This window comes from Streptosporangium album (assembly GCF_014203795.1).
GTDB lineage: Bacteria > Actinomycetota > Actinomycetes > Streptosporangiales > Streptosporangiaceae > Streptosporangium > Streptosporangium album.
On sequence record NZ_JACHJU010000001.1, the window covers coordinates 429,839 to 455,948 of the forward strand.

The 26,110-nt window shown below is 69.9% G+C and carries 27 protein-coding genes and 1 other RNA gene; 13 read left to right on the forward strand and 15 right to left on the reverse strand.

Annotated features, from left to right (window positions below; translation table 11 throughout):
- Positions 1 to 365: 365 nt before the first annotated feature.
- Together FHR32_RS01930 and FHR32_RS01935 are read right to left on the reverse strand one after the other, a co-directional pair.
- Entirely contained in the window at positions 366 to 725 is a 360-nt protein-coding gene (locus tag FHR32_RS01930) for an HAD family hydrolase (RefSeq protein ID WP_312881859.1), read from the reverse strand.
- Positions 726 to 840: 115 nt separating this feature from the next.
- Complete coding sequence (locus tag FHR32_RS01935; protein WP_184752433.1) at positions 841 to 1,509, reverse strand: hypothetical protein; 669 nt, start codon at positions 1,507 to 1,509, stop codon at positions 841 to 843.
- Between the two features lie 364 nt (positions 1,510 to 1,873).
- On the opposite strand from FHR32_RS01935, the gene FHR32_RS01940 reads away from it, so the two are divergent.
- Positions 1,874 to 2,248, forward strand: a complete 375-nt coding sequence (locus tag FHR32_RS01940; RefSeq protein WP_221465215.1) for a hypothetical protein — start codon at positions 1,874 to 1,876, stop codon at positions 2,246 to 2,248.
- Between the two features lie 96 nt (positions 2,249 to 2,344).
- On the opposite strand, the gene FHR32_RS01945 is transcribed toward FHR32_RS01940, so the two are convergent.
- Both FHR32_RS01945 and FHR32_RS01950 read right to left on the reverse strand, forming a co-directional pair.
- Positions 2,345 to 4,390 carry a M48 family metalloprotease gene (locus FHR32_RS01945; protein WP_184752436.1) on the reverse strand — a complete coding sequence of 682 codons (2,046 nt, stop codon included), beginning with the start codon at positions 4,388 to 4,390 and terminating at the stop codon, positions 2,345 to 2,347.
- Positions 4,387 to 4,755, reverse strand: a complete 369-nt coding sequence (locus tag FHR32_RS01950; RefSeq protein WP_184752438.1) for a hypothetical protein — start codon at positions 4,753 to 4,755, stop codon at positions 4,387 to 4,389. The genes FHR32_RS01945 and FHR32_RS01950 overlap by 4 nt, the downstream gene beginning before the upstream one ends.
- A 1,042-nt stretch (positions 4,756 to 5,797) precedes the next feature.
- Between FHR32_RS01950 and FHR32_RS01955 the strand changes: the two genes are divergently transcribed.
- A complete protein-coding gene (locus tag FHR32_RS01955) occupies positions 5,798 to 6,322 on the forward strand; it encodes a tyrosine-type recombinase/integrase (RefSeq protein WP_281390904.1) in 525 nt (174 codons plus the stop codon).
- 77 nt (positions 6,323 to 6,399) lie between these two features.
- Here the strand turns inward: FHR32_RS01955 and rnpB are convergent.
- The 4 genes from rnpB to FHR32_RS01975 form a co-directional block, all read right to left on the reverse strand.
- An RNA gene (rnpB, locus tag FHR32_RS01960) (RNase P RNA component class A) lies at positions 6,400 to 6,792 on the reverse strand.
- A gap of 198 nt (positions 6,793 to 6,990) precedes the next feature.
- Positions 6,991 to 8,247 carry a bifunctional RNase H/acid phosphatase gene (locus FHR32_RS01965; RefSeq protein WP_184752440.1) on the reverse strand — a complete coding sequence of 419 codons (1,257 nt, stop codon included), beginning with the start codon at positions 8,245 to 8,247 and terminating at the stop codon, positions 6,991 to 6,993.
- Positions 8,244 to 8,984: a zinc ribbon domain-containing protein gene (locus FHR32_RS01970; RefSeq protein ID WP_184752442.1), complete on the reverse strand. Its 741-nt coding sequence runs from the start codon at positions 8,982 to 8,984 to the stop codon at positions 8,244 to 8,246. Before FHR32_RS01970 ends, FHR32_RS01965 begins: the two co-directional genes overlap by 4 nt.
- On the reverse strand, positions 8,981 to 9,817 hold the full coding sequence (locus FHR32_RS01975) for a Nif3-like dinuclear metal center hexameric protein (protein ID WP_184752444.1): 837 nt from the start codon (positions 9,815 to 9,817) through the stop codon (positions 8,981 to 8,983). Before FHR32_RS01975 ends, FHR32_RS01970 begins: the two co-directional genes overlap by 4 nt.
- A gap of 172 nt (positions 9,818 to 9,989) precedes the next feature.
- Between FHR32_RS01975 and FHR32_RS01980 the strand changes: the two genes are divergently transcribed.
- From FHR32_RS01980 to menC, 5 genes are read left to right on the forward strand one after another with little or no spacing between them, the layout of a single operon-like run.
- Complete coding sequence (locus FHR32_RS01980) at positions 9,990 to 11,462, forward strand: flavin-containing monooxygenase (RefSeq protein ID WP_184752446.1); 1,473 nt, start codon at positions 9,990 to 9,992, stop codon at positions 11,460 to 11,462.
- A gap of 42 nt (positions 11,463 to 11,504) precedes the next feature.
- Positions 11,505 to 12,542, forward strand: coding sequence for a dipeptidase (locus FHR32_RS01985; protein WP_184752448.1), 1,038 nt, complete (start codon positions 11,505 to 11,507; stop codon positions 12,540 to 12,542).
- The gene (locus FHR32_RS01990; RefSeq protein ID WP_312881865.1) at positions 12,539 to 13,666 is read left to right on the forward strand and encodes a M20 family metallopeptidase; all 1,128 of its coding nucleotides are present in this window, start codon (positions 12,539 to 12,541) and stop codon (positions 13,664 to 13,666) included. Before FHR32_RS01985 ends, FHR32_RS01990 begins: the two co-directional genes overlap by 4 nt.
- The gene (locus tag FHR32_RS01995; RefSeq protein ID WP_312881867.1) at positions 13,663 to 14,490 is read left to right on the forward strand and encodes a GNAT family N-acetyltransferase; all 828 of its coding nucleotides are present in this window, start codon (positions 13,663 to 13,665) and stop codon (positions 14,488 to 14,490) included. The genes FHR32_RS01990 and FHR32_RS01995 overlap by 4 nt, the downstream gene beginning before the upstream one ends.
- Positions 14,491 to 14,536: 46 nt before the next feature.
- Positions 14,537 to 15,637, forward strand: a complete 1,101-nt coding sequence (menC, locus tag FHR32_RS02000; RefSeq protein ID WP_184752450.1) for an o-succinylbenzoate synthase — start codon at positions 14,537 to 14,539, stop codon at positions 15,635 to 15,637.
- Here menC and FHR32_RS02005 read toward each other — a convergent pair.
- A complete protein-coding gene (locus FHR32_RS02005; protein ID WP_184752452.1) occupies positions 15,634 to 17,112 on the reverse strand; it encodes an AMP-binding protein in 1,479 nt (492 codons plus the stop codon). The genes menC and FHR32_RS02005 overlap by 4 nt on opposite strands.
- A gap of 17 nt (positions 17,113 to 17,129) precedes the next feature.
- Positions 17,130 to 17,291 (reverse strand): hypothetical protein, encoded by a 162-nt coding sequence (locus tag FHR32_RS02010; RefSeq protein WP_246465900.1) that lies wholly within the window; start codon positions 17,289 to 17,291, stop codon positions 17,130 to 17,132.
- Positions 17,292 to 17,469: 178 nt separating this feature from the next.
- Here FHR32_RS02010 and FHR32_RS02015 point away from each other — a divergent pair, with 178 nt between their 5' ends.
- Entirely contained in the window at positions 17,470 to 18,813 is a 1,344-nt protein-coding gene (locus FHR32_RS02015) for a sensor histidine kinase (protein ID WP_312881869.1), read from the forward strand.
- A gap of 9 nt (positions 18,814 to 18,822) precedes the next feature.
- The gene (locus tag FHR32_RS02020; RefSeq protein ID WP_184752454.1) at positions 18,823 to 19,170 is read left to right on the forward strand and encodes a TetR/AcrR family transcriptional regulator; all 348 of its coding nucleotides are present in this window, start codon (positions 18,823 to 18,825) and stop codon (positions 19,168 to 19,170) included.
- On the opposite strand, the gene FHR32_RS02025 is transcribed toward FHR32_RS02020, so the two are convergent.
- From FHR32_RS02025 to FHR32_RS42765, 4 genes are all read right to left on the reverse strand, one after another.
- Positions 19,127 to 20,047, reverse strand: coding sequence for a DMT family transporter (locus FHR32_RS02025; RefSeq protein WP_184752456.1), 921 nt, complete (start codon positions 20,045 to 20,047; stop codon positions 19,127 to 19,129). The genes FHR32_RS02020 and FHR32_RS02025 overlap by 44 nt on opposite strands.
- Positions 20,048 to 20,238: 191 nt before the next feature.
- Positions 20,239 to 20,817 (reverse strand): glycoside hydrolase family 5 protein, encoded by a 579-nt coding sequence (locus FHR32_RS02030; protein WP_246465902.1) that lies wholly within the window; start codon positions 20,815 to 20,817, stop codon positions 20,239 to 20,241.
- Between the two features lie 309 nt (positions 20,818 to 21,126).
- On the reverse strand, positions 21,127 to 21,573 hold the full coding sequence (locus FHR32_RS02035) for an ATP-binding protein (protein WP_184752458.1): 447 nt from the start codon (positions 21,571 to 21,573) through the stop codon (positions 21,127 to 21,129).
- Between the two features lie 112 nt (positions 21,574 to 21,685).
- Positions 21,686 to 21,880, reverse strand: a complete 195-nt coding sequence (locus FHR32_RS42765; RefSeq protein WP_221465587.1) for a DUF5999 family protein — start codon at positions 21,878 to 21,880, stop codon at positions 21,686 to 21,688.
- Between the two features lie 232 nt (positions 21,881 to 22,112).
- On the opposite strand from FHR32_RS42765, the gene FHR32_RS02040 reads away from it, so the two are divergent.
- A complete protein-coding gene (locus FHR32_RS02040) occupies positions 22,113 to 22,505 on the forward strand; it encodes a response regulator (RefSeq protein WP_184752460.1) in 393 nt (130 codons plus the stop codon).
- On the opposite strand, the gene FHR32_RS02045 is transcribed toward FHR32_RS02040, so the two are convergent.
- Entirely contained in the window at positions 22,502 to 23,161 is a 660-nt protein-coding gene (locus FHR32_RS02045) for a response regulator (protein ID WP_184752462.1), read from the reverse strand. The two genes, FHR32_RS02040 and FHR32_RS02045, sit on opposite strands and share 4 nt — an antisense overlap.
- Before the next feature lie 237 nt (positions 23,162 to 23,398).
- Here FHR32_RS02045 and FHR32_RS02050 point away from each other — a divergent pair, with 237 nt between their 5' ends.
- From FHR32_RS02050 to FHR32_RS43960, 3 genes are all read left to right on the forward strand, one after another.
- Entirely contained in the window at positions 23,399 to 25,174 is a 1,776-nt protein-coding gene (locus tag FHR32_RS02050; RefSeq protein WP_184752463.1) for a sensor histidine kinase, read from the forward strand.
- A 188-nt stretch (positions 25,175 to 25,362) separates the two neighbouring features.
- A complete protein-coding gene (locus FHR32_RS02055) occupies positions 25,363 to 25,827 on the forward strand; it encodes a hypothetical protein (protein ID WP_246465906.1) in 465 nt (154 codons plus the stop codon).
- Entirely contained in the window at positions 25,797 to 26,051 is a 255-nt protein-coding gene (locus FHR32_RS43960; RefSeq protein ID WP_312881871.1) for a 2-oxo acid dehydrogenase subunit E2, read from the forward strand. Before FHR32_RS02055 ends, FHR32_RS43960 begins: the two co-directional genes overlap by 31 nt.
- The last annotated feature ends 59 nt before the right edge of the window (positions 26,052 to 26,110 follow it).

Sequence of the window (26,110 nt, forward strand, 5' to 3'; positions counted from 1 at the left end):
CCCGAGGCCGACTCCACCCTGAGAGCCAGGTCCGGCGCTCGGGTTCGCGCGATGGGATGCGAAGTAAGGACGTTTCCCCTGGTCAGGATCTCCGTAGGGGGCGCCGGAAGCTGCCGGTCGCAAAGGCCACTCCCGGTGATCGGAAGTGGCCTTTGAACTGCGAGCCGACGAGGGGAATCGAACCCCTGACCTTCTGTTTACAAGTCGAATGAAAACCGTCCAGGACCGTCCACCGCTGTCTCGCGCGCCTGGTCGAGCGGGTCTACGGGGTCCGGGAATCCAGGCGTGTCCAGTGTCGTCCAGGACCGTTGTTAGCATCTGCGTTAGCAAGATCACCGTTCGTGGCGTCCGGAGACCTGAGCCGGCTACCGCTCCGCTTGAAGGATCTCCATCGCCTGGAGCACGTCCGTGACAACGTGGTCGGCCTCGTGCTCCTGGTGCTGCGACGTCCCCCGGTCGACCCAGAGCGTGCGGAGGCCGGCGGCCCGTCCCCCACCGATGTCCTTGACGGGGTGATCACCGATCATCCATCCCCCACCGGCCAGACTCATGCCGCACCGCCGGGCGGCGATCTCGAACAGACCGGCATCGGGCTTGCGGATGCCTTCGAGTCCCGAGAGCGCGTAAGCGTCGACGGCCTCGGCCAGTCCCGTCCGCTGGATCTTGCCGAGCTGGTTGTCCGCCGTCCCGTTGGTGACGATGGCCACCTTCCAACCGGTTGGCACAGAGGGAACTCCGCGGCCCATGCCCGGAACGCCTCGTCCAGGTTCACGAGCGTGTTATCCAGATCGAAGAGCGCGAGCCGTTGCACGATCATCACCCTACGGGCAGACGGTCTTCTCAACCGGCAGCGGATGGATACCGGGCTGCAGCGAGGTCGTCGGCGAGGTCCTTTATGGTGAGGTCGGCGTTCAGCGCGGTGACCACCGCCTGTGTCAGCGGGCGGAGGACGTAGACCTGCCGCACCGCTTCGAGGGCCACGGGGACCTCGTAGTAGTCCTCGGCGAACCGCCGGAACGTCTCCGGAGACGGGTCGACGAGCCGCGCGAACAGGTGTGTCGCGCCGTCGGGGTCGCTCACGCCGTCCGGGTAGTCGATCTCGCCGACCTGCCAGCGGTCGTCGCCGGCCTCGCGCCACAGGCAGGCGGTCACGACCGGCATGCCGTCCTCGTCGCAGAACGCGGACTCGGCCACGCAGTGGCGAAAGACCTCGGGGACGGAGTCGAGCACCCCCGGCCACGGCCCGTCGTTGCCGTACGGACTCATCACCGCCTCATGGTCGAAGCCGCGAATGTAGGCACCCGATCCCGAGAAGACGATGGAGTACTCGTCCCCCGAGCCGTTGCGCATGGAGGCCATCTCCTCCCCGGGGCTCCAGTCCGCGTCGAAGGAGTGGTAGCGGCTGGACCATTCCGGGTTCAGGATGGCCTCCAGTACCGCCATGGACCGGCACAGGTCGCGGAGCATTGGGATATCGGGTAGCAGCCGGGCCACGTCATGAGCAGTCATGCAGCTCATCCAATCGGATGCCGGTGACATCCTCCCGATGTGTTCTCCTCCTGGCACAGGGGACTACCAGCACTTCAGCAAGGGCGGCGGCTGAGACCTCGGTCGGCATCGCGGGGTGGTGCCTGACCTGTGGTCCGGCCTCTCATCGGTTCTCGGTGTTTCCGGCCTTCTCACACCCTCGTGTGCCCTCGTTGTGTCCTGCCCTCGTAGATCTGGGTGATCTCCGATGCCCTGCCCGCCCACCTGAGGAAACCTGTCGATCAGGACGCTGAGCAGGGGCTACGGTTGCGACTGGCTTTCATCGTTTCTCGCTGGTCTCGGCCATCCCACGGAACAGCGACGGAACAGAGCAGGAGGTGGCCTCATGGCGATCCCGAAGAAGGGCTCACGGCTCATCACCGTCGACGGCACCATATTCCGCTGGCGCGTCCGTCGTAAGCCCACGTATTGCCAAGGGAACAGCTGGGGCCCGATGACGTTCGCGGTGGAACTGGCCGACGCGTCGGGTCGCGCCCTTCTGGTGTCGCTTCCCTGCTCACGGCCGGACGCGTGGTGGGGAGAGCGGACGATGGCCATACGGCCGGCGCTCGTGACGGCGACCATACGCACGGCACTTGATCACGGCTGGGATCCACGGCAAGCAGGCAACGCCTTCGACCTTGAACTCACTGATGAGGACCTGACCGAGTTGATGAACAGCCAACCGCCGGCCTACGACGTTCCTTTCATGCGGAGATAACTTCCCCGGCGACCAGCACGACCATCCGCTTTCAGGCGGACTGATCATCCTGACCGGCCAAGAAGGCGTACGGACGCCGAGTGGGGTGGGATCGCCTCACCCCCGTATGGGTACACCGACGCCTGAACCCAGCTCCCTGCGGACGGGCAGCAACCGGGACAGCAGAGCCGTGGCCAGCCCGGCGATCAGCCCGGCCTCCAGCATGCGCTCCAGGATGATCATGTGGATGATCCACGGCAGCGCCGCCCTCAAGGGGAGCACCACCAACTCCAGCACGAGGGCGTAGAGCACCGCGGCGGCCAGCCCTGCCACCATGCCCTTGGCGACCGGCGACGTCCCGGACAACCCGGCCACGCCGGCCGCGAGGGCGGCGCCGAAAGCGGCTCCGGCTGCGACGAAGCCCGACAGGGTGGTGCCAGGGCTCTGGAAGACGTAGCCGTTGACTGTGCCCGACACCATCGCCGTGATCATCGCCGCGGCGGCTCCGCAGCCCAGAGCCAGGGCGATGCGGCCATTGCGGCGGGGCATCGGCGGCCGGCGTTCGCCGAGGGTGGCGAGACGTACCGCCATCGGGGCCAGCATGAGCAGGACGATGGCGATCAGCAGCTGGACGCCCAGCGACAGCCGGGTGTCCAGCACGATCTGCGCGCTGATCAGGACGTGTGCCAGCGGGTCGGCTACGGCCGGATATTTCTGGATATGGGCGATGATGATGTCGGTTTGGATGCCGTAGAACGTCCGCGCGCTCAGCGTCACCACCGCTGCGATCAGCAACAGCGGCGCCAGCGCCGACCACAGGCCGTGCACCCGCGGCGCCCACACCCTCGCCACCCACCGCACCCAGACCCCCAGCAGCAGGCCCGCCACCGCCAGCACCACCAGCCCGGCGAGCTGCACCGGCACGGGGAACGGGGCCAGCGCGTGGTCCGTCATCCTGCTCGGGGCCAGAACCCAGCCACCCGCCAGCCCCACGGCCAGGCCCAGCGGCACGTGCACGGCGTCGCTCTCCGCCCCCACGGCCCGCAACGCCCGCAATCCCAGCGCGACGGCCAGCAGCAGGGCGAACACCTCCGCTGGCCACGGCAACGTGTTGGTGCGTCCCTGCGCGGTCAGCGACGTGGCAGGATCCATGGTCAGGGAGAAACAGCCGCCCAGGGCCAGCGGAAAGACGAAGCCCTGGCGCACCAGCGGCGCCTGCTCGTCCAGCGCGGCCCGGCGTACGGCGAGATGCGGGTGGGTGCGCACCCGCAGCGACACCGGCCACCGGCGCGGAGCCGGCGCCTCCTCGAACAGGCGGCGCAGCGGCGTCGCGTCCTCCTGCCACGACAACACGCGGGCGTCGGCCGTCAGCTCACGCGACTGCAGCACCACCGAACGGGTCAGCCACGACAGCACCGCCAGTCCGGCGATCTGGGCGGCGAACAACCACGACAGCACCACGCTCGAGCCGAACGGCATCTGCTCGGACCGCAGGAACGGCGCCTGCTCCGACAGCACCCCGTTCACGGCGGCGAGCAGGCCCGGCACGAGGATCACCGCGGCGTACGATCGCCACATCGCCATCGTCACCGCCGTGATGTCCAGATCCCTGTTGCGCACGTGCGCCAGCTCGTGCAGCACCACCGCACGGAACAGCGCCCGGTCGCGCTCGAACAACATCCAGGTGCCCCGGCTGATCACGACATACCTGTGCCCGGCCCGGCCGAACGCCAGCCCGGCCACCGCGGGGTTGAGCACGTCGAGCAGGAAGACGACCCGGCGGCCGCCGAGCACCTCCTCGGACATCCGCCGCAACTCATCGTGGACCTCGCCGACGACCGGACGCAGCCGCCGGCGGCGGATCCGCCAGGCCGGGCCGAACCAGTACTGCAGCCCTGTGAGCAGGATGAGCGTCGCGAAACAGAGCAACGTGCCCAGCCGGAGATCCTGATCGGCCGCACGGCTCATTACCTCGCACGCAGGATCGTCCCGGCCCTTCAGCGCCGCCAGCAAACACGCCTCCCTGACCTTCGCCGGGACCTCCGACCCATGCGTCGACAGCAGGTCGAACACCCCTGGCCGGTAGATCGCGGTCGTCGCGAACGCCAGACTGATCAGCAGGACGAACGCGGACGCGGTGGCCGACGGGATGCGGCCGTTCATGACGGCTTGCGGGCGAGCTCGCTCACCACCGCATCGGCCAGCGCATCGGCCTGTGTCTCCGATATGCCTATCCGGCGCGCCTTCCGGTACGCGACCTTCCGGATCTCCGCCAGCCGGGCCGGCGGCAACGGCGGCGGGCCCTCGGGCAGCTCCCTCGGACGACGGCGCAACCGGCCGATCAGCCGACCGGTCCACGAGCCGACATCCTTGCCCACATCCATGAGCACCGTGGTCACGACGCCGGAGACGATCGCCGTCACCAGCATCTCGTCCACCCCTGGCAACCCGAACCCGAGCGGCTCCCGATGAGACCTCGACCTGTTCCTGCCGCCGAGCGCGTCCCAGGTCTGATCGAACAGGGGCAATTCGGAAGGAGCGATTCTCGTCACGACTCGACGGCTGAGATCCTTGGCGAACACATCGGACACCTGGGCCTCCAACACGGGAATTCTGTTCCCTGAAATATAGGCAGCCCCGAGGTCCGCTGTCTGTGAATCATTACACTCTGGACCAGCTCGCACTCTCCGCCACTTTTACCGTATAACGCACCCTGCGGCTTGCGGCAAGGCCCGGGGCATGCTGCCTCATCGCGCGGGCACGAATGGTCGTGCTCTCGCTGGGGCCTGGTGAAGGGACGATGTGGAACTGCACGAGGCCCTCCGCGCTCTTCCTCCCGAACGGCTGATCCTGCTCGTCCCCATGGACCGAGAGGAGTATGCGGAGTTCCGCTCGCGCGTGCAAGCCGCCTTGGGGATTCGAACCCCAGACCCCTTCATTACGAGTTAGAACACGATCGTCCAGGACCCTCCACAGCCGTCTTCCGGGCCTGCTCGGGCGGGCTTCATGAGATCCCTCAGTCCACGGTCGTCCAGATCCGTCCAGACCCGTTGTTAGCACCCGCGTTAGCAAGATCGATAATTGCGGCTGGTGGTCACCCCTACTGCCTTCGCACGTAATGGAGTAGGCGCACAGCCTCAACGGTCACTTCCTGCTGAAGAGCAAGATCTCGTTGGAGATCCTGCTTGTCGTACAACTCGTCCCCCATCGTGCTTACCACGGGCACCCACTCGCCGCCGTCGCCGGTTGCGTAGTCCCTCCAGACTGATCCAATGTCCACCGTGTTATGTGCGGCATGGTTACGAGCTTTGATCGCGTGATCAAGAAGGTCTAGAGTGTCCGCCCAGGCGTCTCTATCACCAGCACTGAGCCGAGCCTCTATCTCCCTCAGCCGTTGCCCTGCCGTACGCCGTCTCCTCACAGTGGACGGATCGAGATGATCCAAAATCGCACCTAGAACATCTTCTACCTCGGCCGCCTGCGCGATTATCAGCCCGCGGAGTCGATGCATCGAAACTGAGGTGCCCCGAACCTTCCGGACATTGGCCCGACTACGCGCCGCTGATCCTCCTGGGTGCTGCGGCCGGTCTCCGGCAAGGAGAAGCACTCGGCCTGGCTGTCGACCGGATCAACTTCGCCGAGGGCATGTTGACGGTGGACCAGCAGGTCGTGGTGATCGATCGGCGTCCAACGCTGGCTCCGCCGAAGACGAGAGCATCCGTCCGCAACGTCCCGATACCGGCCGTTCTCGCCGATGCGCTGGCCGAATACATCGACAGGCACAAGCCTGAGGATGTGCTGTTCCGGACGACGCGCGGGAACCTGGTCCGTCGCGACTATTTCAACGCCGACGTCCTGAAGCCCGCGATCTTCTCAGCGGGGGTGCCGGTGGACATGACGTTCCACGATCTGCGGCACACCTTCGCCAGCACGGCACTCGCCGAGGGCGTGCCCATCTCCGAGGTGTCCCGGTGGCCCGGGCACGAGTCCATCACCACGACCGTGGATCTCTACGGGCATCTGGTCCCGGAGGCATCCGAGCGGGCTCGCACGGCCCTGGACCACGCCTTCGCCGCGGCGCTCAGACTTACGTGAATGTGCCCCCATTGTGTCCTCTGAGCACTTCGATCTTGCCGAGCGGAGGCTCCGCCGCAGGTCAGAGGAGGAAAGGGCGGACGAGTCGGCCTGTAGGCCGGGTTTTGTCCTTCACTCGCGTGAAGGGGCGACCATCCATCTAGGGCCGGCGTTGCCGACGGCCTCAAGCGGTCTACCCGCGCGGCTCGGGCGGGCAGCCCTCAAACGTCGCGCGCGGGACGCTCCGGAGAGCGTCCCTTCTTGACCTTGCTCCGGGTGGGGTTTACCAAGCCGCCCACGTCACCGTGGGCGCTGGTGGTCTCTTACACCACCGTTTCACCCTTACCTCCCTTTCGGGAGGCGGTCTGTTCTCTGTGGCACTGTCCCGCGGGTCGCCCCGGGTCGGCGTTACCGACCACCCTGCCCTGTGGAGCCCGGACCTTCCTCGGCGGGTCTCCGAAGAGACCCGACGCGGCCGCCCGGCCGGCTCGTCCGCCGTGTCTCCCAGCCTAACGGTTCCCCAGTGGTCTCCAACCGAACGGCAAGTCGCCTCCGGTGGAATGGGGACCAGGCCGACCCCCGGGGGTCACGAGCATCCGGGGGACGACCGATGAGAGCACGACCGGCCGGGCCGGGTGGGCACCGTACGACGAGGCCCTTCGCATCCGCGTGGGCGGGCGACCGCCGGTTCAGCGCAGATGCGAGGTGTCGTTGAACGCCTTGACCACTGCCGGCCCGTCGGCGTAATACTCGATCTGGGACAGGGCCGCCAGATCAAGATGCATGCGGTACAGCGCGTCCAGGGGAGCCAGCAGCGCGAGCCGGAGCAGCATCTTGATCGGCGTGACGTGGGAGACGGCCAGGACCGTCCTGCCCTCGTAACGCTCGACCAGCCGGTCCCCGGTCGCCTGGACCCGCCGCGCCGCCACCTCGAAACTCTCCCCACCCGGCGGCGCGGCGGACGGGTCCGCCAGCCACGCGGCGAGCTCGTCCGGCCAGCGGCGCTGGATCTCGGTGAACGTGTATCCCTCCCAGTCACCGAAGTCGGTCTCCCTGAGCCCCTCCTCGACGGCCACCTCCAGCCCGAGCCGGGTGGCGACGATCTCGGCGGTGGCGCGGGCCCGCCTCAGCGGGGAGCTGACGACCACCTGGATGCCGTACGGCTCGCGCGACAGCCTGGCCGCGACGGCCTCCGCCTGGGTGATGCCGTTGGCGGTGAGCTCGGGGTCGCCGAGCCCGGAGAACCTGCGCTCGGCCGAGAGCGGGGTCTCGCCGTGCCGCAGCAGGAGCAACGTGGTCGCCACGGTCGTGGGCGGGCGCCAGCCGGTGCCCGCCGCCACGGGTGCCACCGCCTCCTGCCCCGCTGAGACGTCGTCGGAGCCGAGGAGGTCGAGGAGGGAGTCCTGCGCGGCGGCCGGAGAGGCGGAAGCCCTGGCCTTACGGCCGGGCCCCCCCGCCGGGGAGCCGGCCAGTCCGTTCTCCCGGGAGCCGGGGGAACCCGTGGCCGAGGAGCCGCTGAGCCGCCAGGGGCGGCCCTTGGCGGCGGCGTCCATGGCCTCGTTGGCCAGCCGGTCGGCGTCCTTGTTCTTCTCCCGGGGAATCCACCGCCAGGTGACCCTGAGCCGCCTGGCCAGGGCGGCGGCCTCCAGCGCGAGCGGGCGCAGACCCTCGTTCTTGATCTTCCATCGGCCGGCCATCTGCTCGACGACCAGTTTGGAGTCCATCCGGACCTCGACGGCCGCGCCGTCCCCGGCGAGGGCGAGGAGGGACTGCAGTCCCGCGATCAGCCCCCGGTACTCGGCGACGTTGTTGGTCTGGGTGCCGATCGCCTCGGCGGTCTCGACCAGGACCTGGCCGTCCGCGGCGTCCTTGACGACGGCGCCGTAGCCGGCGGGCCCGGGGTTGCCCCGGGACCCGCCGTCGGCCTCGATGACGTAGGAGGTCACAGCCCCGACTCGGCGGTGCGGACGAGGATGCGGCGGCATTCCTCGCAACGGATGACCTCGTCGTGGGAGGACGCCTTGATGCGGTTGATCTCGGCGATGGACAGGCTGGTGCGGCAGCCGAGGCAGCGGGCGCCCTGCAGCATCGCGGCTCCCACCCCGAACTGCTCCCGGAGCTTCTCGTAGAGGGCCAGCAGGTCGGCGGGGATGTCGGCGACGATGCCCGAACGCCTGCCCTTGACCTCGGCGCTCTCCTTGTCGATCTCGGCGAAGGCGGCGTCCCTGCGGTCTTCGGCGGCGTCGCGGCCGGCGGCGAGCCTGTCGCGCTCAGCCACGATCTTGGCCACCTGCGCGTCGGCCGTCTCCCGGCGCTCCATGATCTCCAGCACGACCTCCTCCAGGTCGCCCTGGCGGCGGTTGAGGGAGATGATCTCGGACTGGAGGCTGGCCAGGTCCTTCGGGGAGGACACCTGGCCGGAGTCGAGCCGCTTCTGGTCCCGCTCGGCGCGGACGCGGACCGAGTCGACGTCCGCCTCGGCCTTGGTCTGCTCGCGGGCCAGGTCACCCGCCTCGGTCTCGGCGGCGATCGCCTGGGTCGCGAGCCTCGCCACGCGGGCGGAGATCTCATCGATCTCGGCCAGCTCGGGCAGGGTGCGACGACGATGGGCCAGCCGGTCGATGACGGAGTCGAGTTCGGCCAGGTCGAGCAGACGCTTCTGGGCTGCCGGGGCTGCTTTCACTTCAAATCCTCGCACTCTGCTTTTGTATTCCAGGCGTCCGTGACCGTCTCGGATACGCGCGTCTCAACAGTAATCCCCTTCTCGGCCAATCCGGACGTCAGACGGCGTGCCGCCTCGGCCAGCCAGGGCCATTCGGTGGCCCAGTGGGCGGCGTCGATCAGCGCGGGGCCGCCGGGAGCCTCCATGAATTCGCTCGCCGGGTGGTGGCGGAGGTCGGCGGTGAGGAAGACGTCCACGCCGGCGGCGCGGGCCGTACCGAGGAGGGAGTCTCCCGATCCCCCGCTGACCGCGACCCGCCGGACCTCGCGGTCGAGGTCGCCGGCGACCCGCAGGCCGCCCGCCGTACCGGGGAGCCCGCGCGCGGCCTGCCGGGCGAACGCGTGCAGGGTGAGCGGGGCGGGCAGTGTGCCGATGCGGCCCAGACCGCGCCGGGGATCGTCCGGCGAGGGCTGCAGGGGGGTGAGCGGGCCGGTCAGGCCCACGGCGCGGGCGAGCGCGTCGGAGACACCGGGGTCGGCGACGTCGGCGTTGGTGTGGGCGGTGAAGAGGCCGACGTCGTTTCTGATCAGCGTGTGGACCAGGCGGCCCTTGAAGGTGGTGGCCGCGACGGTCGTGGTGCCGCGCAGGTAGAGGGGGTGGTGGGTGACCACCAAGTCGGCGCCCCATTCCAGGGCCTCGTCGGCGACGGCCGCCACCGGGTCCACCGCGAACAGGACCCGGCGCACCTCGGAGGAGGGGTCTCCGCAGACGAGCCCGACCGCGTCCCACGACTCCGCCCATCGGGGATCGTAGGCCGACTCAAGCTCTTGAACGACATCGGCGAGGGTAGGCACGTGCGCAGACTACCGGCCTGTATCCCCGCGCAGGGGAATCGCCTAATGTAAGCGGATCACCACCCTCGAAGGGCCGGCCCGTCGGTGCCTCCTCCCGAAAGGGTCCGGCCCCGGCTGGACCGTGAGGCTCCGCGTTGACCGGCACCAGCCGTCACGGACGCAAGGAGTGCGGATGAGCCCGACCATCGCGATCATCGGCGCCGGGTTCGGCGGGCTGTGCATGGCCATCCAGCTGGAGCGGGCGGGGATCCGTTCCTACACGGTCTTCGAGAAGGGACCCGGTGTCGGGGGCACCTGGCGGGACAACACCTATCCGGGTGCCGGGTGCGACGTCCCCTCGCATCTGTACTCCTTCTCCTTCGAGAGATACTCCAGCTGGACCCGCCGCTATCCGGGACAGCCCGAGATACTCGGCTATCTGGAGAGGTGCGCCGACAAATACGGCCTGCGCCCGCGGATCCGGCTGAACACCGAGGTCACGGCCGCCGCCTTCGACGAGTCGCTGGGCAGGTGGCGGGTGCACACCTCCTCCGGTGAGGAGCTCTTCGACGTGGTGGTGTCGGCGGTGGGGCAGCTCAACCGCCCGCGGCTGCCCGGCATCCCGGGGATGGCGGACTTCGCGGGCGCGGCGTTCCACTCCGCCCGCTGGGACCACTCCCAGGATCTGACGGGCAGACGGGTGGCGGTGATCGGGAACGGGTCGTCGGCGGCGCAGCTCATCCCTCGGGTGGCCGAGGCCGCCGGGCGGCTGGACGTCTTCCAGCGCACCCCGAACTGGGTGATCCCCAAGCCCGACGCCGTATTCGGCGGAGCCGTCCGGACGGCCCTGCGCCGTCTGCCGTTCCTGCAGCGGGGCTACCGCGAATGGATCTACCGTTACGCCGAGGCGACCCTCTACCGGGCCCTCGCGGGCGGGTGGAGCGCCGGACTTCTGCGCAGGCGCGCCCTGGACCACCTGCACCGCCAGGTCCAGGACCCGCGGCTGCGGGCCAAGCTGACCCCCGGCTACCCGGTCGGCTGCAGGCGGGTCGTCATCGACAGCGCCTTCTATCCCGCGCTGACCCGTCCCAACGTCGACCTCGTCACCGAGCCGATCGTCCGGATCACCCCGGCGGGCGTCGAGACCACCGCCGGCCTCCACGAGGCGGACGTGATCGTCTACGCCACCGGGTTCCAGGGCACCGGTTTCCTGACCCCCATCGACGTCGTCGGCCGCCATGGGCGCCGCCTGGCCGAGGAGTGGAAGGACGGGGCCGAGGCCTATCTCGGCATCGCGGTGCCGCACTTCCCGAACCTTTTCCTGCTGTACGGGCCCAACACCAACCTCGGGCACAGCTCGATCGTCTTCATGATCGAGTGTCAGGTCCGATACATCATGGGCTGCCTGCCGCACCTCGCGCGGAGGGGGCCGATGGAGGTGCGGCCCGAGGCGATGGACGCGTGGCGGCGGAGCCTGGAGCGGGCCATGGACACCATGGTGTGGGGGGCGGGCTGCACGAGCTGGTACAAGAACGCGGCGGGCCGGGTGACCAACAACTGGCCGTCTCCGACGCCGGTCTACCGTAGGCTCACCCGGGCGCCCCGGCCCTCGGCGTTCCGTTTCGCGCGCGGACCCGTCCGGACAGCGGGGGCGGACTGTCGATAACGTCTGAGGCGACGAGAGACACCCGCGAAGAAGGGCCTGCCCGTGTCCGCTGACCTCCACCGTGACGCCGTGGTCGCCGATACCCACAACGACCTGCTGATGGCCGTCACGGCACGGCCTCCGCGACAGTGGGCGTCGTTCTTCCGCGAGCGCTGGCTGCCCCAGCTCCACGAGGGCGGGGTGAACCTGCAGGTGCTGCCGGTCTTCGTCGACGACGCCTACCGGCCGGAGGGGGCGCTCAGGCAGACCCTGCGCATGATCGAGTGCGCGCACACGCTGGCCGAGGGCAACGCCGACGCCGTACGGCTCTGCGTGGACGGCGCGCAGATCGACGAGGCGCTCGGCGAGGGCAGGATCGCCCTGGTGCTGGCGCTGGAGAGCGCCCCGGGCCTGGACGCCAGCGTGGAGCTGCTGCCCACCCTGCACCGGCTGGGCGTGCGGGTCGCCTCGGTCGCGCACTGGGGCCGTACGGCTCTGGCGGACGGCAGCGGCGAGGACGCCACCGGCAGCAGGCTCACCGCGGCGGGGGTGGAGGCGGTCCGGGAGATGGAACGCCTCGGCATGATCTTCGACGTCTCGCATCTGGGAGCCTCCGGGGTGGGACACGTGCTGGAGCTGGCGACCCGGCCGGTGATGGCGACCCACTCCTCGGCCCGCGCCCTGCGCGAGCACCACCGCAACCTGACCGACGACCAGATCCGCGCCATCGCCGCGACCGGCGGCGTGGTCTGCGTCAACTTCCTGGCGGCCTTCCTGTCGGAGGACCCGGCCGAATACACCGTGGACCGGCTGGTGGACCACATCGAGCACGTCGTGAGCGTCGGCGGGATCGACCATGTCGGACTCGGCCCCGACTTCATCCGCGAGGTCATGCACGACGTCACCCCGCCGTGCTGCGAGGGGTTCAGCTACAGCGGCGTCGACGCCATGGCCGCCATCCCCGGGCTGGCGGGCCCCGGCGGGCTGCCGCTGGTCACCGACGCCCTGCTCAAGCACGGCTTCGCCGACGAGGAGATCGTCAAGATCCTCGGCGGCAACGTCCTCCGGCTGTTCCGCGCCGAGCTGGGGGTGCCCGCGTGAACCTCGACCTGATGCTCGCGGACCTGGAGGAGCTCGTCGCCTGCGAGTCGTTCTCCGCCGACCACGGGGCGGTGGCGCGCAGCGCCCGGGTGGTCGCCGACCTGGGGGTGCGGAGGCTCGGCGCGCGGCCCGAGACGATCGTGATCGACGGGGTCACCCATCTGCGATGGACCTTCGGCGCGCCCCGGGTGCTGGTGGTCGGCCACCACGACACGGTCTGGCCGGTCGGGACGCTGGCCGAGCGCCCCTGGTCTCTCGTGGACGGCATCGCCCGGGGGCCGGGCGTGTTCGACATGAAGGCCGGGCTGGTCCAGGCGTTCCACGCGCTGGCCTCGCTGTCGTCGCCGGACGGGGTGTGCCTGCTGGTCACCGGGGACGAGGAGGTCGGTTCGCGGTCCTCGCGCGCGCTGATCGAGGAGTCGGCGCGGGGCTGCGCGGCCGCGTTCGTGCTGGAGGCGAGCGGCGACGGCGGTGCGCTGAAGACCGCGCGCAAGGGCACCTCCAACTACGGGGTCACCGTGCACGGCAGGGCCGCGCACGCGGGGCTGGAACCGGACAAGGGGGCCAACGCCGCCGTCGAGCTGGCCCACCAGATCCTCGCGCTCAACGTGATCGCCTCGTCGGTGGACGGCGGGACGGCACCGGACGACCTGGGGCCGACCACGGTGACGCCGACCGTGCTGTCGGGGGGCACCACCGTCAACACCGTGCCCGCGCTCGCCAGCGTCGAGGTCGACGTGCGGGTGCCCACCGTCGCGGCGCAGAACCGGGTGGACGAGCTGGTGCGGGCGCTCGTCCCCCGGGTCGCCGGGACCCGGCTGGAGGTGAGCGGGGGGCCGAACCGGCCGCCGCTGGAGGAGTCCTCCTCGGCGCGCCTGTTCGAGCTGGCCTGCCGGATCGCGAAGGATCTGGGTATGGAACCGCTGCGGGGGGCGTCCGTGGGAGGCGCGTCCGACGGGAACTTCACCGCGGGAGTCGGCTGTCCGACACTCGACGGGCTCGGCGCGGTGGGCGGTGGCGCGCACGCCCCGCACGAGCACGTGGTCGTCGCCGAGATGCCGGACCGGACGAGGCTGCTGGCCGGGCTGATCACCGCGGTGCTCTCGGGGGAGGACGGCGGGTGAGGGGCGCTGTCCGCGACGACCCGGATGCCGGGGCCGCGGCCCGGGCGGCGGGGGTGCGTGTCGCCGAGCTGTCCGAGCTGGCCGGCTTCGAAGAGGTCTACCGGCTGTTCGACGACATCTGGCAGCCCGATCCCGGCAACCCGCCGATCACCGTCGAGCTGATGCGGGCGCTGTCGCACGCGGGCAACTACGTGGCCGGCGCCTATCGGGGCGATCGGATGGTCGGAGCCTCGGTGGCGTTCCTCGGCGCGCCGGCGGGACAGGTGCTGCACTCCCACGTCACCGGCGCCGTGGCCGGGAGGGGGGTCGGGTTCGCGCTCAAGCTGCACCAGCGCGCCTGGGCCCTTGACCGGGGTCTGGAGCGGATCACCTGGACCTACGACCCGCTGGTGCGGCGCAACGCCCACTTCAACCTGGTCAAGCTCGGCGCCCTGCCGGAGGAGTACCTGCCGTCCTTCTACGGCGCCATGGGCGACGCGATCAACGCCGGCGACGAGTCCGACCGGGTGCTGGCCGTCTGGCGGCTGTCCGAGCCGCAGGTGGTGGCCGCCGTCCGGGGCGAGCCGTACCGGCCGGAGGTCCCGCCGGGTGCGGCGTCCGGGCTGGCCGGACGCGACGACGGGCCGGTCCCCGGTCGCCGGGACGCCCGGGTGGTGCTGGTCGCGACGCCGCCCGACGTCGAGGCGCTGCGCCGTGCCGACCCGGCCGCGGCCGGGTCGTGGCGCCGTGCCGTACGCGACGTGCTGGGCGGGCTGATGGGGGAAGGCGCCCGGGTGACCGGGTTCACCGGCGAGGGCGACTACATCGTGGAGCGGTCCGCCTGAACGGCGGCGACATCGAAGGGGGACGCGGCACAGGCCGCACACCATCATGAAGATCACTGGAATCGAACTGCGGCGGATCGCGATGCCGCTGGTCACGCCGTTCCGCACCTCGTTCGGCACCGAGACCGAACGCGACGTGCTGCTCGTGCGGGTCGTGACACCCGAGGCCGAGGGCTGGGCCGAGTGCGTGGCCATGTCCGAACCGCTCTACTCCCCCGAATACGTCGACGGCGCCGCCGAAGTGCTGCGCCGCTTCCTCATTCCCGCGCTGCCCGCCCACACCGACGCCCACGGCGCGGGCCGGGCGATGGAACCGTTCAAGGGCCACCGGATGGCCAAGGCCGCCCTGGAGACCGCCGTCCTGGACGCCCAGCTCCGCGCCGGCGGCCAGTCGCTGGCCTCCTTCCTCGGCGCCTCGGCCGACCGGGTGCCGTGCGGGGTGTCGGTCGGCATCATGAACTCCGTCCCCGAGCTCCTCGACGCCGTCGGCGGCTACCTGGCCGAGGGCTACCTCCGGATCAAGCTGAAGATCGAACCCGGCTGGGACCTGGCCCCCGTCCGCGCCGTGCGCGAGCGCTTCGGCCCCGAGGTGCTGCTGCAGGTCGACGCCAACGCCGCCTACACCCTCACCGACGCCCCCCACCTGGCCAAGCTCGACGAGTTCGACCTGCTGCTCATCGAGCAGCCCCTGGCCAACGACGACATGGTCCAGCACGCCGAGCTCGCCAAACGGCTGAGGACGCCGATCTGCCTGGACGAGTCCATCGACTCGGCCGCCCACGCCGCCGCGGCCATCACCCTGGGCGCCTGCTCGATCATCAACGTCAAGCCCGGCCGGATCGGCGGCTACCTCGAAGCCCGCCGCATCCACGACCTGGCCCGCGCCCACGGCGTCGCCCTGTGGTGCGGTGGCATGCTGGAGACCGGCATCGGCCGCGCCGCCAACCTCGCCCTGGCCGCGATGCCCGGTTTCACCCTGCCCGGCGACACCTCCGCCTCGCGCCGCTACTACGCCACCGACATCACGCCGCCCTTCGAGCTGCACGACGGCCACCTCGGCGTGCCCACCGGCCCCGGCATCGGCGTCGACCCCGTCCCCGGCATCCTCGACGAGGTCACCACCGCGACGGAGTGGATCACCGTCTAACCGGACAGGTAGCCCTCACGGACTCGGGAGCGGGAGAGCTTCCCGGTGGGGGTGCGGGGCAGTTCGTCACGGAACTCGATGACCCTGGGGTGCTTGAACCGGGCGAGGCGCGGACCGAGGTGCTCCAGCAACTCCTCCACGGTGGGCCGGGGACCGGGTCCGGGCTGGACCAGGGCGACCACGCTGTGGCCCCACTCCTCGTCCGGCACGCCGATGACCGCGACGTCGGCGACCGCCGGATGCTCCAGCAGCGCCGCCTCGATCTCGGCGGGGTAGATGTTCACCCCGCCCGAGATGATCAGGTCGGTACGGCGGTCGCACAGGAACAGGAACCCGTCCTTGTCCATGAAGCCGATGTCGCCGGGGGTGTACCAGTCCCCGCGCATGCTGGAGGCGGTCTTGGCCGGGTCCTTGCGGTAGGTGAATCGGCCGAGCCCCGACTTGATGGAGATCATGCCGGGCTCGCCCGCGGGGACCTCCTCGCCGTCGGCGTCGAGGATCCTCGCCTCGAAGCCGGGGGCCGGGCGGCCGACCGTGCCGGGGTGTTTCAACCAGTCGTGCGGCTTGACGGAGAAGGCGATGGTGGACTCGGTGGAGCCGTAGTACTCGTAGAGGACGGGGCCCCACCAGTCCATGATCTGCTGCTTGACCGCCACCGGGCAGGCCGCGCCGGTGTGGATCACCTGACGGAGTGACGACACGTCGTAGGAGTCCCGGACCTCGGCCGGCAGCCGCAGCATCCGGTGGAACATCGTGGGGACCATCATCGCGTTGGTCACCCGGTGCTTCTCGATCAGTTCGAGGACGACGGCCGGCTCGAACCTGGGTGCGATCACCAGGGTGTGGCCCAGGTGCAGCGCGAACATCGTGTGGGCGCACGGCGCGGAGTGGTACATCGGCGAGGTCACCAGGTGGACCTCGTCGCCCGGCCGCAGGTCGCAGACCTCGCCGACGAACCAGGCGACGAGCGGTATGGCCGCCTCCGGCTCGGCCCCGGACAGCGGCCGCTGCACGCCCTTGGGGAATCCGGTGGTGCCCGAGGTGTACCACATGACCGCTCCGGCGGACCTGTCACAGGGCGCGGTCACGGGCTGGCCCTCGGCCAGCCCGGCGGTCCCGGTGAGGGCACCCGGCACGGGGTGGTCATGGTCGGCGACCACGACCTTGGCGTCGCAGTCGGCCAGGATGTAGGCGATCTCGGCCTCGGTCAGATGCCAGTTGACCGGCACGTAGTACAGGCCGACCTGCCCGGTGGCCATCAGCATGACCACCGCGTCGAGGCTGTTGGGCAGCACCCCGGCGACCACGTCCCCGGAGGTGAGTCCCCGAGCCCGGAGCCCGTGCGACACCTGGTTCACCCTCGCGAGCAGCTCGCCGAAGGTCGTCACCGTGCCGTCGGCGTCGATCACCGCCCGGCGCTCGGGATCGGCCTCCGCGATCCGGTAGAAGCCGGGGAGTGCGCTGATGTCGGCCATGGGGCCCCTTCTCGGGCTCAGAGCTCCAGCGGATCGGCGAGGCGCGCCCGGTGGATCCGCGGCGGGCCGAGGAGCACCTCGTCGGCTTTGGCCCGCTTGTAGTAAAGATGCGCGTCATGCCCCCAGGCGAAACCGGTGCCGCCGCGCATCCGATCCTTGTCCCGCCGCCGGTACTTCATCAAGGTCCGTATCGGCTCCGATCAGCGCGCATTTACGCTGACCAGCGGCGGATCGACGGCACGGAGCGATGCTCTACAGGGGAAGCAAAAGCGATCTTTGCCTTCACTTGGCCGTTAAGCACCAGGAATCGGTAATCATCTCTTCAATGTGATCGTCTGATCTCGGGGGGAGATTGGTGTGATCACACGGAAATCACGGTCCGTACGGACCCGGCTGACGCTGGCCGCCATCGTCGTCGCCGCCCTGGGCAGCCTTCTCGTCACCTCCATGCTGACGATCTCGCTGTACAAAGTGGCGAACGAACTGCGCACGAACGAGGTGGCCGGCGCCGTCCTGGAGATCATCCAGCTTGACAGGCAGTCGACGACGCCCGTCATCCTGCCGCAGGGGGACGCCGCGGGCGTCCAGGTCCTGGACTCGGCGGGACGGGTCGTCGCGTCCACCCCGTCGCTGACCGGCGCCCCCCGGGTAGCGGACTTCGCCCCTCCCGCCGGGAAGGCTCGGGCCGACCAGGAGGTCTGCGGCATCCCCGCATTCCCCGACCGGTGCATGGTGGTCGTGGCCTTCTGGGTCTACCAGCCGCAGGGCGACCTGCTCGTCTACTCCGCCGACGACGTCGTCCCCTGGTACGTCCAGCCGGGGGTGCTCGCCCTGTTCATCGGCGCGTCCCTGCTGTTCACGACACTGGCGGGGTTCGGCACCTACTACCTGGTGACCCGGGCGCTGCGTCCGGTGAGCGACATCAGGGACAACCTCGAGGAGATCACCGCGACCGACCTCGGCAAGCGCGTGCCGGTGCCGCACGCACGGGACGAGATCCGGAATCTGGCCGAGACGATCAACCAGACCCTGGACCGTCTGGAGACGGCGGTGGAGCAGCAGCGCCGGTTCGCCTCCGACGCCTCCCACGACCTGCGCAGCCCGCTCACCGCCATGCGCGCCCAGGTGGAGGAGGCACTGCTGTACCCCGAAGACACCGACTGGAGCGCGAAGGCCACCGCGATGCTCGGCAGCCTCGACCGGCTCCAGGCGATCGTCTCCGACCTGCTGATGCTGACCCGGCTCGACTCCAACGCACGGATGTCCAAGGAGCGGATCGACCTGTACGAGCTGTGCCGCGGCGAGCTGGACCGCCGCCCGCGCCGTGTCCAGGTGATCCGGGAGCTGACCCCGGGGCTCGTCGTGGAGGGCGACCGGCTCCGGCTGTCGCGCCTGCTGACGAACCTGCTGGACAACGCCGAGCGGCACGCCGTGTCGCGGATCTGGGTGAGCACGGCGGAAGAGGACGGCATGGCCGTTCTCGAGGTGCTCGACGACGGCGAGGGCGTCCCCCAAGACCAGTGGGAGATCGTCTTCCGCCGGTTCACCCGGCTGGACGCCTCACGGAACAGGGACGCCGGGGGCACCGGGCTGGGGCTGGCCATCGCCAGGGAGATCGCCCAGGCGCACGGCGGAACCCTGGGCCTGGCGGAGAGCCCGCAAGGTGCACGTTTCCTCCTGCGGCTGCCCCTGATTCGCTAGGGTTCCCCTGTGGCACGGGGATTTGGGGGACTACGCCGCGATGATCTGCTCCGGACCGCCTGTGACGTCATCGCGGCCCGGGGATTCGGGCACACGCGGACGGTGGACATCGCACAGGCCGCCGGAGTCAGCCAGGCGTTGCTGTTCTACCACTTCGAGACGGAGGAGAAGCCGCTCGCCCAGGCCTTCACCTGCGCCGACCCCGACGGCTCGACCTGGCGGATCATCTCGCTGATCGACGGCCTGTCCACGCAGATGACCGTGCACAGGCGTGTGCTGCCCCGGGCCCGCATGGCCGAGCTCGTCCGTACGGCTACCGCGGCGGAGCCGGGCCTGCCTCCTGACGCGCTGTCCTGAGCAACCTGCCGGGCAGCACGACCATGAGCATGGCCAGGGCGATCAGCCCTCCACCCAGGCAGACGGTCCCGGTGAGCGGCTCGCCGTACATCATGACGGCCAGGGCGGTCACCCAGAGCGGCTGGGCCGACAGGATCACCGCGGCGGGCACCGGCGGGACGTGGAGCTGGCCGAACGAGCGGGCCAGGAACCCCAGGGCGCAGGCCACGATCGACAGATGGCCGAGGACCGCCCAGTCGCCCGGCGTCTGGGGCAGGGTGAGACCGTCCGGCGCGGCGAGGGCGCCCGCCATGAGCGCGATGACGCCGAGCTGGATCACCGCGACCGCGTAGACGTCCCGCCGCGACCCGGCGAAACCGCCGAGCACCAGCGTGTGCGCCGAGTACAGCACCGCCGACAGCAGGGTGACGGCCAGCGCGGGGAGGGAGACGCCGCCCCCCTCCTCCTGCAACAGGGTGAAGATTGTCAGAGCGGCCAGCGCGAGCGCCACCGCGGCCCAGGTGCGCCCCGAGACCCTGGCGCCGAGCAGGATCAGCCCGAGGACCGGAGTGATCACTACATTGGAGCCCACGGTGAAACCCGAGACCGACGAGGACAGGTCGTGCAGCGCGACCGCCTGGGCCGTCTGGCCCACGCCGAACAGCAGGCCGAGCAGGACGCCGGTCGACCAGATGCTCTCCGACAGTCCTCGCAGGCAGCCCGGGCTGAGCCCGAACAGGACGAGCGCCGCGATGCCGTACCGCTCGGTGAGCAGGTCGGCCACCGGGATGCGGACGATGAGATCCTTCATCAGCGGGAACGCCGACCCCCAAGCGGCGCTGACGAACATCAGAAGCACTACTCCCACGAGGGGGCGGGGAGTGGATACCACTGCCATGACGGAAGGATCGCATCACTGCGAGCGACCGGACCGTCACGGTAAGGATCGAGAGTGGCCTGAATGCGACGTTGAGTGAAGGAGTTCACACCGGCGGGAGAGCCCTCCCCTCCCCCGGGTCGGGGCCAGGGGCCGGTCGCTGTTCCGACCGGCTCTCCCGCCCGGCGCCGGGGTGCGCGTACGGCGGGCCCCTAACGGAGGTTGCGGGTCAGCAGGTCGATGAGCGGCTCGCGGCGGACGCAGCCGGCCAGGGCGAAGGAGTCGGCCAGCGCGAGCAGGTCACCGTCGGACAGGCCACGGAAGAGCTCGGCGTACTCGGGCAGCAACGCCTGGGCGATGAGGACGTGCCGGACCAGGTCGTCGGTCTGGTAGCGGGCGCCCCACGGGTAGGGGTCCCACGCGGGGAACTCGGTGGCCACGAGCGAGTGCAACGGCGCCGGCACGTCGGCGGACTCCTCCATCGTGGAGCCCCACCGGTCGGCGCCGAGCCGCGCCTTCTTCCCGATGAACGCGCCGAACCGTTCCGTGTACGGCCCGGCCGCGCAGACCAGCCCCTGCAGTCCGACGTCCTTGTAGGTCCACAGGGACCAGCCCGCCCCGTGGGCGTCGTAGGTGTCGAGCTGGTCGGCCAGGATCCGGTAACGCTGCTCGTCGACGGCGGGGTCGCCGGTGTAGACGGGGCCGAACTCGCCGGCCCAGACCGGGGTGCCGGTCTCCCGCTGGAAGGTCGTGCGCCGCTCGAAGGCCAGTTCCAGCCGTGCCCGGTCCACCCACTCGCCCCTGGTGTAGCCGGGGTGGGCGCGGGGGCTTGAAACAGAGCGATGCCAGACCGGCGCCGTCGACGGTCTGGCATCGCCCTGCTGGGAGGCGCCCGCTCACCGCGGTGCGCCGGCTCCGTCTCGCTAGTACGGCAGTCGCCGCCCGTTCGGTGTCCGCAGGTCAAGCTCGATCCTTGCCACAGGTCTTCTGGGCTTGGAGATAAGGATCTGCCGCATCGTACTGACTCCTTTATCAATTACCTGTACGGGCTGGACTGTCATCCCTTACCGGGATTGGGGCATCTCCTCGCGGACGGTCAGTCAGAAAACCGGGCCTGTCGAACGCGTGGACAGCTCGAACCAGACGACCTTTCCGACTCTTCCCCTACGCGTGTGGCCGGTGCCCCAGGAGCGGGACAGCAGGTCGACGAGGAGGAGCCCACGGCCGCCCTCGTCGTTCCCGGGCTCCTCTTCGGCCCTGAGCAGGACGGGGTTTTCGTCCTCGACCTCGCAGCGCAACATGTCGCCCTGGGAGGAAAGAGTGAGAAGTGGCTCTCCCCATCCGTGGAGCAGGGCGTTGGTGACCAGCTCGCTGACGAGCAGTTCGGCGACCTCGCTCTGCTCGTCGTATCCCCAGTCGGCGAGCTGGGCACGGATGAGATGCCGGGCCGCGGGCGTCGAGGAGGCATCGGAGAACAGGACCCACGAGGCCTGCCGGGTGCGTGCCGCGCGGACGGCGTGGGCCACGAGCTCACCAAGTCCGCGCACGAGTCCCTGGAGCCGGCGCCACACCTCCGGGCGACCGTTCTCCGGCCGGGTCAGGGATGCGGACCGGCCTGCCGCCGCACCCTCTGCCGCGGGGCTCCGGCGGCACACAAGTTCAGGCTGCCTGGGCATAGGAACCCCGGTGAGCCGGAATGCTGCGTCCATCGGGCATGAGCTCGCCGGTGTCTTCGAACAGCACCACACCGTTGCAGAGCAACCCCCACCCCTGTTCCGGATGGAACGCCACAAGACGGGCCGCATCGTGATCACGAGCGTCCGCGGGCGGACACGAAGGCTTGTGCTGACACATGACCGTTACCTCGATCCTCATTGATCGCAGGAGAGTCCTTTGGGAGCCACCGGTTCCGGGCTGGTGATGACCGGCATTCCGGTCCGGTTGAGCTGCTTTCGCTATCCACGATGCTCCTACCGGGACCCGGCGTCTGCGCTGGCAGCACCCATTTGGGCTCCATGCCAACCGCACCCCCGGCATACCTGCTAGCTGCAATGCGCCGGCCGGGGCCGGCTGCGATCCTGGATATGTGGCCCTACGTTGTCTCATCGTCGACGACAGCGATCACTTCAAGGAGGCCGCACGCCGTGTGCTCGAACCAGAGGGGATCGCTGTCGTCGGCATGGCATCGACGACGGCCGAAGCTCTCCGGCAGGTAGACGAGCTCCGGCCGGATCTCGTGCTGGTCGACATCGATCTCGGCGAGGAGAGCGGATTCGATCTGGCCTGGCGGCTTACGGACGCGGCGGACGCGGATCCGCTGAGCGTCATCCTGATATCGACCTACGCCGAGAAGGACTTCGCGGAGATGATCGCGACCAGCCCGGCCATCGCGTTCCTGTCGAAGCCAGACCTCTCACGGAGAGCGATCGACGAGATCCTGCAGAGAGCGGGCGACACGGGTCGACCCGATCGAGACTAGCGAGTTCCGAGGAAGGCGATCACCGCGAGGACCCGTCGGTGATCGTCTTCCGTCTCCGGTAGCCGCATCCTGGCCATGATGCTGCGCACGTGCTTCTCGACCGTGCCCTCGGTGATCCAGAGCCTGTGGGCGATCCCGGCGTTCGAGCGTCCCTCCGCCATCAGGGAGAGAACCTCGCGCTCGCGCTGTGTGAGGAGTTCCAGCGGGTCGTTCCGGCGGCGGGCCGTGATGAGCTCCTTCACCAGGCTGGGATCGACGACCGAGCCGCCGTGGACGATCCGTTCGACCGTCTCGACGAAGTCGGTCACACCGATCACCCGGCTCTTGAGCAGGTAGCCGACCCGGTGCCCGGTGGCGAGCAGTTCCATCGCCTGCTCGACCTCGATGTGCGCCGACAGCAGGAGAATGCCCGTCTTCGGGAACTCCTCACGGATCACCCGGGCCGCGTCGAGTCCTTCGGTCGTGTATCCCGGAGGCATCCGGATGTCGACGACGACGAGGTCGGGACGGCACTCGCGGACGAGGGTGAGGAGCTCCGGCGCGTCTCCGGCCTGGCCGACGACCTCGAACCCCGACCGCTCAAGCAGGCTCGCGATCCCCTCTCGCAGGAGCACGTCATCGTCCGCCAGCGCTATCCGCGTCCGCCCTTCGTCCACCGCTCTATCGCCTCTTGCCCGTAATAGTCACACCCGGGTGAAAAGGATCGCGCCTCCCACCAAACACCGGCGATCCGGGTAGTCACCCGCAACGGGGTGACCGATGTCAACTGCGGGCGCAACCGCCCCGTATACCCCGCGTGACATGGGAGTAATATGGTAGTCATGCGCGCGCGGCTATTGTCGTTGCTGTTACGTCCGACGCGCCCACCCCTCATATGGGGGATCAGCGTCGGCGTGTTATGCGTCACGGCAGAAGCCCTCCTGACGTATCCGCTGCAGCAGATCGCGCCGGGGGTCTCCCTGGGCGTAGTTTACCTGCTCGGTGTTCTGGTGGTCTCGTTAGGCTGGGGTCTGGGACTGGGCATGGCGACCGCGGTGGTCAGCGGCATCGCCTTCGACTACTTCAACAACCCGCCCTTCGGGACCCTGACCATCTTCAGCAGCTGGTCGTGGATGCCGCTCGTGATCTTCCTCGTCGTCGCGCTGCTGGCCAGCTGGGCCGCGACGCTGACGCGGTCGCTGGCCGTCGAGGCCGACGAGCGCCGCCGTGAGGCCGACCTCGACGCCAGGCTGGCCCGGCTCCTGCTGCGTACGGAGCATCTGCGCTCGGCGCTGCCGGCGGTCTCCCGCCGCCTGGCACAGGCGCTGGGGCTGCCGTTCCTGGCGATAGAGCTCGGCGCGGTGACCTCCGACGATTCCCATACGGCGTTGCCCCTGTTGGAGGGCGCCGCCGCCCTCGGCACACTCGTCGTCCCCGCCGGCCTGCCGGAGGCCACCCTGCGCCGTCTGAACGAGTGGGTCGTGCCCTCGCTGAACGCGCTGCTGCGGGCGGCACACGATCGTGAGGCCATCGGGCGCGACCTGGAAGCGAGCCGCGACGAGCTCCGCCGGGTCGCACAGGAACAGGCCGCGCTGCGACGTGTCGCGACGCTGGTCGCGCGTGGAGTCTCTCCGGCGGAGATGTTCGGCGCGGTCGCTCGCGAGATGGGGCTCATCCTCCAGGCGGACTGCACGGCGATCGAACGTTACGAACCCGACCGCGCGGTGGTGGTGGGCTCATGGAGCGGGCGCGGCCCCGAGTCCGCACTGCCCCCCGGCTCGCCTCGGCCGCTCGACGAGCAGAGCATCTCGGCGCTGGTGCTGGGGGCCGGGCGGCCGATGCGGATGACGGACTACGACCACGGCCCCGGAGAGATCTCCGAGTGGGCCCGGGCGCAGGGGATCACCTCTTCGATCGGCAGCCCCATCGTCGTCGAAGCACGCCTGTGGGGCGTGATGATCGCTTTCTTCAACGCTCCGGAGCCGCAGCCCGCAAGCGCGGAGGAGCGCATGCTGGACTTCACCGAGCTCGTCGCGACCGCGATCTCCAACGCCCAGGCCCGCGACGAGCTCGCCGCCTCCCGCGCCCGCGTCGTCGCGGCCTCCGACGAGACCCGGCACCGCATCGAACGTGATCTGCACGACGGAGCACAGCAACGTCTCGTCTCGCTCGGGCTTGATCTGCGGGCCACGGAGGCCACCTTGCCGCCCGAACTGGCAGAGCTGAGAACCCGGCTGTCCCGGACCGTTGACGGTCTTACCTCTGTCGCGGAAGACCTGCGGGAGCTCTCCCGGGGCCTTCATCCGGCGATCCTCTCCAAGGGCGGTCTCGGGCCCGCGCTGAAGACGATCGCACGCCGCTCCGCCGTACCGGTCGATCTCGTCCTGAACATCGGCCGGCGACTGCCGGAGAGCGTCGAGGTCGCCGTCTACTACATCGTGTCCGAGGCACTGACGAACGTGGCCAAACACGCCCACGCCACTATGGTGTGCGTCGAACTCGACGTGGAGAGCGCGAGCGTCGAGATCTCGATCCGCGACGACGGACTCGGCGGAGCCGATCCCCACCACGGCTCGGGGCTCATCGGCCTCAGCGACCGCATCCAGGCTCTCGGCGGCAGGATGGACGTCGTCAGTCCCGCGGGAGGCGGCACGACGCTGCTGGCGACGATCCCTGTCTGGAGCGGATGACGGCCGCTCTTCCCCGGTCCTCACCACGGGGCCGGGGCCGCCCTCCGTCGCCGAGACGGCGGGCAGGTCGTCCGGCAGGCGGTCACGGAGTGCGGCGGTGGTGACGACCGCCCTGGCTCCGGCGTCGGACAGCACGTTGACGAGCCGGTCGAAGGGGAGTTCCTGGTGGGCGTAGGCGTCCAGCGCGGATGTTCCCCGAGCCCTTCGCCCGCCTCGACCGGGAGCGGCGCGACCTGATGGAGGCCGACTCGCAGCTGCACGTGCTCGGCGAGGACATCTGCGACCCGTACGGCGGAGCCTTCAAGGTCACCAGGGGCCTGTCCACCAGGTTCGGCGCCCGCGTGCGGTCCACCCCGCTGAGCGAGGGTGCGATCACCGGGGTCGGAGCCGGCCTCGCCCTGGCCGGGGACAGGGCGATCGTCGAGATCATGTTCGCCGACTTCGTCGCGCTCGGGCGGCCCTGCCTGTTCTTCGAGGACAAGGTCCTCTACACCCGGCGGATGTACGAGGGCGGGGTCGTGGACGACCTGTTCCGCTACGAGATCGACGGCGACGTCGCCCGGTTCCGGCAGACCGCGCTGAACGGGACCTTCCGGGAGCCGACCTGGAGGGCGGCGCCATCGTGGTCACCCTGCACGCCGACGCCGCGGTGATCATGGCCGTCCCCGTCGTCTTCCCCGGCCAGATCTGCGCGCTGTCGCTCACCGCCCCGCATCCGGAGGTCGTGGAGACCCGTGACGGCGGCTTCGCCGTACGGAAGGTGGTCAACCTGGGCCTCGCCTACGACCACCGCTACGTCAACGGCCGCGAGTCGGCCGAGTTCCTCGGCGCGCTCAGGACCGCCCTGGAGACCCCCGGCGCCGGCGACCCCCGCTGAACCCCGCACGGGCACCGGCCCGGTTTCCCGGCGGCGGGCAGCGGTGGGAACATGACCTG